The following is a 13,232-nucleotide window of genomic DNA, read 5'->3' as shown; positions in this document are numbered from 1 at the left end:
CCGCCCCGCACTCCGGTCCGCTCAAGAACGGGTGAAGAGCCACTCGTGGTTGTTCTGACCCTCCGGCGCGCAGGGCCAGATGATGAGTTGGCGCTCCTTGTCGCTGCGGCTGTAGGAGTCCAGGCACATGTTGTTGCTGGCGGCGTTGCGAATCCAGAACTTGCCGTCGGCCCGCTTGTCCAGCCACCAGAGCTGGTTGTCCTTGGTGGTGCCGTTGCAGGGGTACTCGGTGACCTTGGTGGCCGCGCCGACGCCCCCGTTACCGGGGAGGTCCAGGCACATGCTGTCCATCACGTTGCGGATCTGGAACAGCGGCGCCCCGCCGGGCCCGGCCGATGCGTAGCGCTGCTCCACGTTCCAGAGCTGGTTGTCACCGCTGGGGCTGTTGTTGCACGTGAAGTGGTGGACCTCGGTGTCCGGGCGTCCGCTGGAGTAGCCGGGGATGTCCACGCAGGTGCCGTTGGTGTTGTTCTTGATGAGCACCCGGGTCAGCACCGACGGCAGATTGCTCGGCGGCACCTTCTTCTTCGGCTTCGCCGCCTTCTGCTCCATCGCGCGTGAGGAAGGGCTGGGCGGGGCGGCCGGGCCGACGGGTGGTTGTGCGTTCTTCGGGTCGGCCTTCGCGCCGCTCGCCTGCTTGTCCTTGCCCTTCGCCGGCGCGGACTTCGTCGGCGAGGGCGGGGGCGACTCGGCGACGAAGTCACCCGCGGGGTCGTCCTCGTCCTTCAGGATGTTCTCGGCCGCCCCGGCTTTGACAGTCTGCTTCTCCTCGTCCTTGCCGGTCGCCATGATGAGCAGCGGGACGGCGACCAGGATGGCGCCGACCATGGCCGCGCCGGCCAGCACCGGCTTGCCGGGGCGGCCGGGTGCGCCGGCGTCGGGGCCGGTCGCGTCGCCGCCGGAACCGGCGGCTGCGGCGGCAGCGGTGCGTCCCTCGCGGGTCCGGGCCGCCACGGCCGTCTGCCGCGTCCCGCCGGCGCTGACGGTGGTGGTGCTCGCCGCTCCGGTCTGCGCGGCGCCCGCCGTGGCGCCCTCCGCCCCTGCCCTCGCGGCGGTGTCGGGCTCCGTCGCGGTCTCTGGCTCGTCGGGCTTCGCAGCCGCTCCGGACGTCCTTGCGGCCTCGGTCTTCCGGGCGGCTTCGGCCGTCCTGGCGTTCTCGCCTTCCGTCTCGGCGGCCCCCGCGGCACCGGACTCGGTGCTCCGGGACTCCTGGCCCCGCGGGCTGCCACCGGAGCGGGCCGCTTCCCCGGCCCCGGGCTCCGGAGCGCCAGCGGCTTGCCTCTCTTCGGCGGCTTCGGGGGCGGCGGCGGATTCCGCCGGCTTGTTGGAGGGCTCGCCCGATGCCTTCTGCTGGTCGGACATGTACTTCTCCTCTGGTCCCGGCGGCGCTGCCCCGGGGCGATGCGGATACGAGGGTGGGAGGGTTCGGTTCGGTGCTCGGGTCAGGGTCCGTCGCGACCCGTGGTCGAAGAGGGCCCTTGGCGGGCGGCCGGGACGGTCGACGGCACCGGCGCCAGGGGGCCCGCCGCCCTGAGGTGCCCGGCGAGCCGGGTCGGGTCGGTGTCGTCGCGTTCGGTCAGGGCGCGGGCCAGCGCGGCGTGCAGGAGCTGCCGCCCGGAGGGCGTGAGGGTGTCGAGCAGCACCTCTTGGACGAGTTCGGGGAGCCGGTAGTGGCCGGCGAACGGGTCGCCGTCCTCCGGGTGCCACAGGAGCAGTCCGGCGGTGACGGCGTCGTCGACCAGGGCGGGCAGCAGCTCGGGGGCCATGCCCGGGACCCCGGCGAGCAGCCCGAGGTCCAGCCGTCCGCCGTCGACGGCGGTGTGCGTGAGGACGGAGCGGGCCTTCGCGGACAGTCCCGCCAGCCGGGCGTGGACGATGGCGCCCACCGCCGTCGGCACCCGGGCGCCGGGCCCGGTGCGCCGCCCCGGCGCGAGCCGCAACAGCTCCGTCAGGACGAACGGATTGCCCGCAGCGCGCCGGTGCAGGGCGGGGGCCTCGGCCGGGTCCTCCCCGCGTACGGTGAGCAGCTCGGCCACGTCGCCGTCGGTCAGCGGCTCCAGGTGCAGCCAGGCCGTGCCGTGCCGCGCCAAGTCCGCGAGCAAGCCGCTGACCTGCGGTGTCCCGGTGTCCCGCAGGGTGCAGACCACGGCCGCCGGGGTGTCCCGCAGCAGTGCGGCGAGCCGTCGCAGCCGTGCGTAGCTCTCCGGGGAGGCCCCGTCCAGGTCGTCCAGTTGACACAGCACGGGCGCCCGGCCCAGCTCGCGGGCGAGCGCCTCCACCGGGTGCGGATGCGCTGCCGCTCCCCCGCCGTTGCCGCTCTCCTCGGGCGCCCGCCGCAACAGCGCGTCCAGCAGCCGGACCACCGGGCACGACGGCGCGGACCCTTGGCCGTCGTCGGCGCCCGTACGGCCGCCCCGTACGCGCACCACGGGCAGCCCCATGTCGGCGGCGCGCGCCGCCACTTCGTCCAACAGCCGGGTCTTGCCGGAGCCGGCCTCGCCGGAGATCACGGCCCACTGGGTGCCGCCCGCGGCCACCGCTGCAAGCAGCCCGTCGAGTTGGGCCACCTCCTCCGCCCGCCCCACCAGGTGCGGCCCTCGGGGCGCCGTGGCCGACGAAACGGTGGTCAGCCGGTGCGGCGCCGGCGCGCCCAGCGCAGGGCCCAGGACATCGATGTCGTGCCGCAGCACGGCCGTGTGCAGGTCGCGCAGCCCCGGGCTGGGGTCCAGTCCCAACTCGCACGCGAGCAGGGAGCGGAACCGCTCGTACTGGCGCAGCGCATCCACCGGGCGCCCGGCCGCGTACAGCGCGCGCATCAGCAGCGCCCAGGACGTCTCGCGCAGCGGGGCGTCGGCGGTGAGCCGCATGGCGGCGGGCACCGCTCGGTCCACGTCCGCCTGTTTGATCAAGATGGTGACCTGGAGCTCCAGGGCGTCCTGGCGGGCGGCGTCGAGCCGGGTCTTCTCCCGCCGGGCGAAGGCGTGGTCGGCCGCTTCGCCGAGGGCCGGGCCGCGCCACAGCCCGAGGGCCCGGTCCAGCTGCCGCCCGGCCTGGTCCAGTTGCCCTGCGTGCAACGCGGTGCGGGCCGCTAAGACGGATTCTTCGAAGACCGTGGTGTCCCGCGCCTCCCGGGGAATCCGCAGGGCGTACCCGTCCCGGCTGCTGACGAGGACGTCCGAGCGGCCACGTCGCCCCGGGTCGAGCGCCGAGCGCAGTCGGCTGACGTGGGCGCGCACCGAGGACGCGGCGGCCGTCGGCTGGTCGCCCTCCCACAAGTCGCGGCAGATCTGGGTGAGCGAGACCGAGTGCCCGTCCTGGATGAGCAGACGGGTCAGCAGCACCCGTCGCTGCCGGGGCCCCAGGTCGAGCGCGGTGGCACCGCGCTGTACCTCCACGGGGCCGAGCAAGCTGTATCGCAGGGGGGAACCGTCACGGGTGTCCACGAGAGCCGGCCACCTCCTGATGACGCCGTTCGGTGTGGGATGCACGGCATGTCCGGGAGTTCGCGCACGGAACTCCCCTTCCGCCCGCCGCGCTTCGGCAGCTTACGCCATCCGGGTGACGCCCGCGGGACGGGAAACCCGCTGGTGCAGCCCAGTTGGGACGGCGCCAGGACAGTTCCGTTACACGGTCGCTCCCGTGGTGCCCGAACGGTCGTCCCCGCCCGTCTTCCGTGCCCGTACTCGTCGGTAGCGGCTCCGTTCGGAATCTCCCCTTCCGCTGATGGCCACGGCGTCCGGGACGACGTCGGCGGCTGGTTCGTACGTGCGCCCCCGACCACGGGTGAGTCCACCTCGAACTGCGCCTTCCCCCTGGTGATGACGCGTTGTCGGTGGGTGGGCCTAACATCCCGTCACATCGTCGGCCACGACAGGTACGACGGGTTCGGCAGGAACGAGGAGCATGAGCATGGACAGATCCACCATCCCCGACCGTCCCGAAGGCGTGCCCGCCGAGGCCGTGTGGGTGGAGGACGACGATCGGGGGTGGGCCCTGGGGGTGACCGGCGCCGCGGGGAAGACCGGGGCGTGGCGGTACTGGCGGCCCGACGGGACCTTCGCCGAGAGCAGCCACTGGGTCGACGGCGCGATGCACGGCCGGCACCTGCGCTACCACGACGACGGATCCGTCGCGATGGACGGGCAGTGGGAAGAGGGCAGGCGGCGCACCGCGGTCCTCCACCGGGCCGACGCCCCGTCCCAGGAGACGACCATGGATCAGCTCCATGAGTCCGTCCGGCGCATGGTCCAGGACTTCGACGACGACGGGTACTTCGTCCGCCAGCGGTTCTACACCGGCGACGGCTCGGAGGTCGACCTCGACGGCGAGCCGATACCGCCCCGACCGGCGAACGTTCCCGAGGGCGCCCAGCACGCGACCCGGCACGGCCACTGGTACGACCAGCGGTTCGAGCCGGGCGGGGAGGAACGCAAAGCCGGGCTGCACCGGTTCTGGGAGACCGACGGCACGTTCAAGGGGGCGGAGTACCACACCCTGGACGGCGGGCTCATCGCGAACATCTGCACGAGCACCAGGTGCAAGGGCAATCCCCTGGTCGCAGCGGACCTCGCCGGCGACGAGCGGTCGGTCGAGAAGTGTCTCGCCCTGGGCCTGGGCACCTCACCGGGCGCCGCACTGCACGCGGCCCACGAGGGACGTACTGCGCTCGCGCTACGCCTGCTGAGCGAACGAACTCCCCGTCAACACGCCGGGTTCACCGATCCGCGCACCGAGCCGGAGCGGCACGACGTCGTACCCGACGACGCGGTGTGGGTCGCCGGCCTGAACGCGTGGGCCGTCGGCGAAGTCGACGCGGGCACCGGCGCCGCCCTCGGCACCTGGCGGCTGTGGGAGGACAAGCCGCACCTCCAGGAAGTCCAGCCGATCGTCGTCGAGTTCACAGCCGGCCTGCCCACGCTGCGCCGCGAGTACGTGCCCTGGAACCACGACCGGCTGAGCAAGGAGTGGAGCTACGCCCCCGACGGCTCCGTGCGTCTGCTCCGGGAGTACGAAAGGGGCCGACGGGACTCCGAGACCGAGTACCTGCCGGACGCCTCCGGCGCCGTCGCTCACCGGCGCTTCCACCACGACGACGCGCTGGAGGTCGAGCGCGTCGAACGCGGCGACGCCCTGGTGTCGGAGGTCTGGTTCGCCGAGGACGGCACGCGTCGGGGCGAGGTCGCGCCGTCGAACGCGCTGGTGGAGGACGAGCCGGTCGAATGGTGGCGCGGCCTGGACGCCTCCGGAGCGGTGATCGCCGAAGGCCCGGTCCGCCCCGGCCGCAAGGGCAGACCCATGGGGCAGTGGAAGCTGTACGGCACGGACGGCGCCGAACACGCCGAAGTCAGCCTCGACGGACTGACCGTACGGCGCAGCGGCGAACTGGGGGACTTCGCCCACGCCGCCCACGCCTGGCGCACGATGCCGCTTCCGGACGTCCTGGCGGGCGTGGCCGACGTCGAGTGGGACGCGTACGAGACCTTCTTCGGCGGCGGCGACTTCCCCTTCCTCCTCAAAGGGCTCGCCGTCCCGAACCAACTCGCCTCGGCGCACGCCCTGGGTTCGCTCTGGGACGACGTGCTGCACCAGCACACCGTCTCCGAAGTCGCCGGCCCGGTGCTGCGGTTCGTGATCGCGCTGGTCGCGGAGCGGCCCGACGACGAGGACCTGTTGGAGTTCGTCCTGCGCGTCGTCACCCGTGACGGCAGCCCCGATTCCGCGCGGCAGCTCAAGGAACTCCACGCCGCGGCCGTCGACGTGGAGGATCCGCCGGCGCACTTCGGGAAGGCCGGCGTGGAGCCCGCGTACCACGAGATCTACACCCGGCTCAGCGCCGCGACACCGACCTGGGCCCGACTCGCCGGCGATGCCGGCAAGCCCCGCAAGACCCGGCAGATAGCCGTCCATCTCCTGGCAGCCGCCCCGGGCGAGGAGGCCACCGCCGCCTTGCGGGACCGTCTGGCCGTCGAAGCGGCCCAGGAGGGCGAGCGCGATCGGGAAATCCTCGCCGATCTGCTGCTCTGCCTGGGCCTTGCGCCCGGTGACGCCACGCGCGCTCTGGTCGAGCCGTTCCTCAAGGACCACGACCCGCTCCTCGCCTTCTGCGCCGCACTCACCTGGGTCCGCATCGGCGCGCATCCGCTGCCCGATGCGCTGCCGCTGCTCACCGACGCTCTCAGCGACCCGTCCGACCTCGATGGTTTCGGCGCACACTGGTTCGCCGAAGGCGACGCGTCCGCCGATGCGCTCAGCGCCCTCGCCCGACTCGCGCCTGAGCACTCCGGGGACTGTCTGGACGAGATGTGCGCCCTGTTGGGGAAGGCGAGCTCGTTCACCGCTCCTTCGCTGGCCCGGTCCCTCCTCGACATCGTGTTCCCCACGGACGCCTACGCCGAGGGCGCACCGCTCACCGACGACCAGCGCAAGGTCGTCACGGTCCTCGCCGACCACGCCGGCGACGGAAGCGTCATCAACGTCGACATGAACGAAGTGCTCCGCTACAACGGCCTGCCCTGCACCGCCGACGAGCTACGGGCCCTGTCCACGATGGAGTGAAGCCGAGCCCGCGTTCCCGCACCGCACGAGGAGCGCGGCTGGGCCAGAAGAACGCACCTCATCACGGGTCGAGGGCGGGGACGGCGCGTCAAAGCGCGAAATGCGTGCGGGGCTTATAGCAATGCTCCATGCTCGCTGTCCCTCGCCCTGATCGGACCGCTGTGCGCGGTCCGTCGGTTCCCGGGGCCGCATGGCGGCGCTGATCCTCGCTCACTTCCTGCTCGCCGCGTTCGCCGGTCCCTTGGTGCGGCGGTTGGGTACGCGGGCCTTCGTCCTGCTGGCGGTGCCGCCCGCCGCCGCCCTCGGCTGGGCCCTCGCCCAGTGGGGTACGGCCGCCGCCGGCGGGGCGGTGAGTTGGTCGATCGGATGGCTTCCGGCGTACGACGTGTGGATCGCGCTGAGGCTGGACGCGTTGGCGCTGCTCATGGTGGTGCTGGCGGCCGGGGTCGGTGCGTTGGTGCTGTTGTACTGCGTGCGGTACTTCGACGACGGGGCGCCCCGGCTCGGCGGGTTCGCGGGCAATCTGCTGGCCTTCGCCGGCGCCATGCTCGGCCTGGTGCTCGCTGACGACCTGATCGTCTTGTACGTCTTCTGGGAACTGACGACCGTCTTCTCCTACCTGCTGATCGGCTACGACAGCGAACGCAAGCAGAACCGTCGTGCCGCGCTCCAGGCGCTGACGGTGACCACGCTGGGCGGCCTGGCGATGCTCGTCGGGTTCCTGATGCTCGGGCAGGAAGCGGGCACTTACCGGATCTCGGAGCTGCTCGCCGACCCTCCCGCGGCCTCCGCCACGGTGTCCGCGGCCATCGTGCTGGTGCTCCTGGGGGCCCTGTCGAAGTCGGCGATCTGGCCGTTCAGCGTGTGGCTGCCCAACGCGATGGCCGCGCCGACGCCGGTCAGCGCCTACCTGCACGCCGCGGCGATGGTGAAGGCGGGGGTGTACCTGGTGGCCCGGTTGGCGCCGGCCTTCGCGGACGTTCCCCCGTGGCGGCCGGTGCTGTTGGTGCTCGGGTCGGCGACGATGCTGTTGGGCGGCTGGCGGGCGCTGCGGCTGGGGGACCTCAAGCTGGTCCTGGCGTACGGCACGGTCAGTCAACTCGGCTTCCTCACCGTCCTCGCCGGGATCGGTAACCGGGACGCCGCGCTCGCCGCCGCGGTGTTGATCCTCGCGCACGCGCTGTTCAAGGCCCCGCTGTTCCTCGTCACCGGCATCGTTGACCACGCCACCGGCACCCGCAACCTGCGGCGACTGTCGGGGGTGAGACGGGCGTTGCCGTGGGTGGCGGCGACCGCGGTGGTCGCCGGGGCGTCGATGGCGGCGCTCCCGCCGCTGCTCGGGTTCGCCGCCAAGGAAGCGGCCTTCGAGGCCCTCCTCCACGGGAACACCACCGACCGCTGGGTCCTCGCCGTCGCCACCGTCGGATCGGCCCTCACCTGTGCGTACACCCTCCGTTTTCTGTGGGGTGCCTTCGCCCGCAAACCGGGGCTCGACGACACCCCGGTCCATCGGGTGAGCCCCGCGTTCTTGGGTCCCCCGGCGTTGCTCGCCCTGGCGTGCGTGGTCTTCGGTCCGGGGGTGTCGTGGTGGAACGGGCTGCTGGGGGCCTACGCGTCGGCGTTCCCGGCGCCGGCGCACCCGTACTCGCTGTCGCTGTGGCACGGGCTGGGCACCGCACTGCTGCTGTCGGCCGCGGCGTGGGCGGGAGGCGTGGTGCTGTTCCTGCTGCGCGATCCCGTGGTGCGGCTGTCCCGTCGGCTCGCCTGGCCCACCGCGGACCGGGTTTTCGGGCTGGGGCTGCTGGGACTGGAGCGGCTCTCCCTCCAGGTGACCGGACTCTTCCAACGTGGCTCCGTCTCGGTGTACTTGGCGACCGTGCTGAGCGTGCTCCTCGGTGGGCAGATCGCGGTGCTCCTGGTCGACGAGCCCTGGGCCGGGGCCGTGGCGCCGAGGTTGTGGGACTCCGGCGCGCAGGGCGCCATCGCGCTACTGACGTGCGCCGCCGCCCTGTTGTGCCTACCGGTGCAGCGGCGGATGAAGGTGGTGGTGCTGGCCGGCCTGACCGGGTACGGCACCGCCCTGCTGTTCGTCGTGCACGGCGCGCCCGACCTGGCGCTCACCCAGTTCTGCGTCGAGACCGTCGCGTTGCTGGTCTTCGTCCTGGTGTTGCGCAGGATGCCGGTGTACTTCCAGGAGACCATCAGCCGCCGCAGGCTCCTCATGCGCGTTCCCCTCGCCCTGATCGCCTCCGCCGTGGTCGCGACCACCCTGTGGGTCGTGGCCGCCGCCCGGAACGCCACACCCACGGGCGGCGCGCTGGTGACGGCCACCGCCGAGCACGGAGTGAAGGAAGTCGTGGCGACGACCCTCGTGGAGTTCCGGGCCTGGGACACCCTCGGCGAATCGGCGGTCCTGGCCGTCGCTGCGGTCGGCGTCACCAGCCTGATCTACGTACACCGGCGCACCGGCGCACCGGAGCGGGCCGAGCAGGTGGAGCCGGTCGAGCCCGGGGCGGCGGGCGCCCCCACCGCGTGGTCGTACGGCTCGCACTTCGAGGTCCGCGGGCCGGTGGCCGACGACACCGCACCCGAGCGGACCTGGCTGGCCGCCGGACGGACCCTCGCCCCCGAGTACCGCTCCGTGGTCTTCGAAGTGGTGGCCCGGCTGGTGTTCCACCCGATCCTGGTGCTCTCCGTGTACCTGCTGCTGTGCGCGGAGAACCTCCCCGGCGGCGGGTTCGTCGCGGGGTTGGTCGCGGGGCTCGCGATGATGGCGCGCTACCTGGCCGGTGGCCGATACGAACTGGCCGACGCGGCACCCGGCCACCCCGGGCTGCTGACCGGACTCGGGCTCCTGCTGTCGGCGTCCGTCGCCGCCCTCGGGCTCGTCGAGGGCGCCGTGCTCCACCCGCTGACCTACGAGACCCGGCTCCCCGTCTTCGGACACATCCACATCGGTACGCCCATCTTCTTCGACACCGGGGTCTACCTCCTCGTCCTCGGTGTGGTCCTGGACATCGTGCGGGCCCTCGGCGCGCGCATCGACCGACAGATCGAGCGGGAGGCCCGCGAGAAGGCGAAGGAGTCCGGCCGGTGAGCGTCAGCCTCACCCTGTTGGTGACGGGGGCCCTGCTGTGTGCGGTGGGCGGCGTCCTGTTGCTGATGCGCGCGCTGACCCGCATCCTCATCGGCGCGGTGATCTTGAGCAACGGCATCAACGTGCTCCTCCTGGCCGCCAGCGGGCCCGCAGGGTCAGCGCCACTGCTCTACCCCAGGATCGATCCGACGCGGGTCAGCGACCCGCTGCCGCAGGCCATCGCGTTGACCGCCATCGTCATCACCCTGGCCACCACGGCGTTCCTCCTGACGATCGCCTACCGCAGCCAGCGGGTGAACGGAACCGACGAGGTCATGGACGACATCGAAGACCGTCGGATCGCGCTGCGCGCCGACGTCCAGGAGCAACGCTCCGCGCTGCGGGAACAGCACGGCCCCCGGGGGCGGGGGCCAGAGGGCGACCGGGACGCCTACCGCACCGAGCGCCGACGGCTGAGGGGGGTGCTCCGCGAGGACCGGGCGCTGCAGGCACGGGCCCGGGACGCGTCGGGGGACCTGTGGAACGACATCCTCGGCGAAGACCCCGCCGACCGTGAGACGTCCGAGGGGGCCGACCGGTGAACGCGCTCGTCCCCCTGCCCGTGCTCCTGCCGCTCCTCGCGGCCGGCTTCGAATTGGCCCTCGGCACCCGCTTCCCCCGGGCGCAACGCGCGGTCGGCGTCCTCGTCCTCAGCGCCGTCCTCGGTCTCTCCCTGGCCATGCTCATCGCGGCGGACCGCAACGGCCCCCTCGCCATGCACCTCGGAGACTTCGCCCCGCCCGTGGGCATCACCCTCGTCGCGGACCGGCTCTCGGCACTCATGCTGACGGTGTCGGCAGCAGTCACCCTGTGCGTCTTGGTGTACTCCATCGGCCAGGGCATGGCCGACCGGGAAGAACAGTCGCCACTGGCGATCTACCATCCCGCGTACATGGTCCTCGTGGCCGGAGTGTCCTGCACCTTCCTCGCCGGCGACCTCGTCAACCTCTACGTCGGCTTCGAGATCATGCTGGTGGCGAGCTTCGTCCTGCTCACCCTCGGCGGCACGGCCGCACGCCTGCGGGCCGGCGCGACCTACGTCCTGGTGTCCCTGGTCTCCTCGATGGTGTTCTTCACCGCGGTCGCGCTCACCTACGCGGCGGCGGGCACCGTCAGCCTCGGCCAACTCGCCGAGCGCCTCACCGCACTCCCCATCGGGGTGCGCACCCTGTTGGAAGCGACGCTCCTGACGGTCTTCGCGGTGAAGGCCGCCGTCTTCCCGCTCGCGGCGTGGCTGCCCGACTCCTACCCGACGACGCCGGCGCCCGTCACCGCGGTGTTCGCCGGACTCCTCACCAAGGTCGGCGTGTACTGCGTCCTACGCGTCGAGACCCTCCTGTTCCCCGGCAACCAGCTGGCGAACCTGCTGATGTGGGCGGCCCTCGCCTCGCTGGTGATCGGCATCCTCGGCGCGGTGGCGCAGACCGATCTCAAACGGGTCCTGTCCTTCGTGCTGATCAGCCACATCGGCTACATGATCTTCGGCATCGGGGTGGGTACCCGCGCCGGACTCGGCGGAGCGATCGTCTACGTCGTCCACCACATCACCGTGCAGACCGCGCTGTTCCTGGTGGCGGGGTTGATCGAACGTCGTACGGGGACGACGGAGCTGACCCGGGTGGGCGGGCTGACCCGGGCTGCGCCCGCGTTGGCGGCGCTGTTCCTGGTGCCCGCGCTGAACCTCGCGGGCATTCCGCCGATGTCCGGGTTCATCGGGAAGCTGCAACTGCTGCGCGCGGGCGTCGCGGACGGCGGGGTCCTGCCGTACCTGCTGGTCGCCGCGGCGTCCCTGACCAGCCTGTTGACGCTGTACGTGATGGCGAAGGTGTGGAACCTGGCGTTCTGGCGCGCGGCTCCCCCTGGCCGGCCCGCCCGGGGCACGGTGCTGGAGGAGGTGGACCCGGACGAGGACCAGGGCGACACGGACGCCGACACGGACGCCGGCTCGGGTGACGGGGCGTCCGCGCGGCGGCCGGCGCCCGCGGGGCAGGCGGTCACGGCGACGCTGTCCGGGCGGACCATCACGACGACCACCGACCGGCTGCCCCGCAGCATGACGTGGGCGACCTTCGCCCTGGTCGTGCTGTCGCTGGCCTACACGGTGTTGGGCGATCCCTTCACTGCCCTCACCGAGCGGGCGGCAGCCGAACTCCTGCAACGCTCCCCCTACATCGAGGCGGTGCTCGGCCCATGAAGCTCCCGTGATCTCGCTGCGTTTTCGCGACCCCAACCTGCCTCCCTTCAGCTGTGTGGTGGTGGGGCGCCGACGCCGGGTCCTCGACCTGCCCCTGATCGCCTGGCTGACCGTGGTGTGGATGTTGTTGTGGGGCACGCTCAGCCTCCCGAACGCGATCACCGGAGTGGTGGTGGCGGTCGTGGTGTGTCTGGTGTTCCCGCTGCCGCAGGTCAACATCGGGCTGCGGTTGCATCCCGTGGGCATCGCCCGGTTGACGCTCCGACTGCTGTGGGAGATGTACACGGCCGGGGTCAAGGTGTCGCACCAGATGGTGGACCGCCGGCCGTTTCGAGCGGGAGTGCTCGCCGTTCCGCTGCGCTGCCGCGGCGATCTGATGCTCACCGCGACCGCCATCGCCGTGTCCAACGTGCCCGACAGTTCCGTCGTCGAGGTGCACCGCTCACAGGCCACGCTGTTCGTACACGTCCTCGAAGCCGACGATCCCGCGACGCCCGAGCGGGCACGGCAGGGGGTGTGGCGGATGGAGGAACTGGTCGTTCGCGCCTTCGGCGACCGGGCGGAGATCGCCCGGGTGCGCCAGCCGCCGCCTCAGCCCCGGAGCCCTCGATGACGCCCGCACAGACCGTGGACCGGGTCCTGCTGGTGGCCGCCGCCGCACTGTTGTTGATCGCCGGGGCGCTGGTGCTCTACCGGGTGTGGCGCGGGCCGTCCATGCTCGACCGGGCCATGGCCCTCGACGTGTGCGCCGCCTTGATGATCGCGGGGATCGGCGTCCGCTCGGCCCTGAGTCGGGACTCCTTCTACTTTCCCGCGATGCTCGTGCTGGCCTTCCTCGGCTTCACCGGGTCGGTGGGCATCGCCCGCTTCATCGCCGTCCGAGACCGTGCACCGGACCAGCCGCGCAGCAGGAAGGGAAGGCGATGAACAACTGGGCCCAGGCCGCGGACACCGCGGGAGCCGTGCTGCTCTTCGTGGGGGCCGCGGTCAGCCTGTTCGGCGCACTCGGCATGGTCCTCATGCCCGATGTGCTCTCCCGCAGCCATGCCGCGACCAACCCGCAGGCCTTGGGGATGCTGCTGGTGCTGATGGGGGTGGCGCTCCGGCTGCGCAGCGGCATCGACCTGGGCACCCTGGGCCTGGTGGGCTTCTTCCAACTGCTGACCGGGCCGGTGGCGGCGCACCTGGTGGCTCGGGTGGCGTACCGCACGGGGTATGCGGGCCGGGAGGGTCTGGTCTTCGACGAGTTGGACGAACAGCTCAGCACCGCGCCGCAGCCGAAGGACGACGGGGCCGTGTGACGTCGCGCATCGAGTTGGTCGCGGCCCTTCGATCGGCTCATTTCGT

9 protein-coding genes are annotated in these 13,232 nt (G+C 72.2%); 7 read left to right on the top strand and 2 right to left on the bottom strand.

Annotated elements, in window-relative coordinates; translation table 11 throughout:
- Positions 1-21 precede the first annotated feature (21 nt).
- Together ABZ842_RS23035 and ABZ842_RS23030 are read right to left on the bottom strand one after the other, a co-directional pair.
- Positions 22-1,362, bottom strand: a complete 1,341-nt coding sequence (locus ABZ842_RS23035) for an RICIN domain-containing protein (protein ID WP_361539602.1) — start codon at positions 1,360-1,362, stop codon at positions 22-24.
- 80 nt (positions 1,363-1,442) lie between these two features.
- On the bottom strand, positions 1,443-3,395 hold the full coding sequence (locus ABZ842_RS23030) for a BREX system ATP-binding domain-containing protein (protein WP_361539599.1): 1,953 nt from the start codon (positions 3,393-3,395) through the stop codon (positions 1,443-1,445).
- Between the two features lie 514 nt (positions 3,396-3,909).
- Here ABZ842_RS23030 and ABZ842_RS23025 point away from each other — a divergent pair.
- The 7 genes from ABZ842_RS23025 (at position 3,910) to mnhG (ending at position 13,186) form a co-directional block, all read left to right on the top strand.
- Positions 3,910-6,555: a hypothetical protein gene (locus tag ABZ842_RS23025; protein ID WP_361539596.1), complete on the top strand. Its 2,646-nt coding sequence runs from the start codon at positions 3,910-3,912 to the stop codon at positions 6,553-6,555.
- A gap of 190 nt (positions 6,556-6,745) precedes the next feature.
- Entirely contained in the window at positions 6,746-9,652 is a 2,907-nt protein-coding gene (locus ABZ842_RS23020; protein WP_361539593.1) for a Na+/H+ antiporter subunit A, read from the top strand.
- Positions 9,649-10,233 carry a Na(+)/H(+) antiporter subunit C gene (locus ABZ842_RS23015; RefSeq protein ID WP_361539590.1) on the top strand — a complete coding sequence of 195 codons (585 nt, stop codon included), beginning with the start codon at positions 9,649-9,651 and terminating at the stop codon, positions 10,231-10,233. The genes ABZ842_RS23020 and ABZ842_RS23015 overlap by 4 nt, the downstream gene beginning before the upstream one ends.
- Positions 10,230-11,885 carry a Na+/H+ antiporter subunit D gene (locus ABZ842_RS23010; RefSeq protein ID WP_361539587.1) on the top strand — a complete coding sequence of 552 codons (1,656 nt, stop codon included), beginning with the start codon at positions 10,230-10,232 and terminating at the stop codon, positions 11,883-11,885. The genes ABZ842_RS23015 and ABZ842_RS23010 overlap by 4 nt, the downstream gene beginning before the upstream one ends.
- A gap of 7 nt (positions 11,886-11,892) precedes the next feature.
- Positions 11,893-12,498 (top strand): Na+/H+ antiporter subunit E, encoded by a 606-nt coding sequence (locus tag ABZ842_RS23005; protein ID WP_361539585.1) that lies wholly within the window; start codon positions 11,893-11,895, stop codon positions 12,496-12,498.
- The gene (locus ABZ842_RS23000) at positions 12,495-12,812 is read left to right on the top strand and encodes an MrpF/PhaF family protein (protein ID WP_361539582.1); all 318 of its coding nucleotides are present in this window, start codon (positions 12,495-12,497) and stop codon (positions 12,810-12,812) included. Before ABZ842_RS23005 ends, ABZ842_RS23000 begins: the two co-directional genes overlap by 4 nt.
- Positions 12,809-13,186, top strand: coding sequence for a monovalent cation/H(+) antiporter subunit G (gene mnhG, locus ABZ842_RS22995; protein ID WP_361539579.1), 378 nt, complete (start codon positions 12,809-12,811; stop codon positions 13,184-13,186). Before ABZ842_RS23000 ends, mnhG begins: the two co-directional genes overlap by 4 nt.
- Positions 13,187-13,232: the final 46 nt, after the last annotated feature.

Source organism: Streptomyces sp. NPDC047315, from assembly GCF_040643215.1.
Taxonomy (GTDB): domain Bacteria; phylum Actinomycetota; class Actinomycetes; order Streptomycetales; family Streptomycetaceae; genus Streptomyces.
Note: the sequence above shows the minus strand (reverse complement) of the source record. Positions and strands in the feature narration are given on the sequence as shown.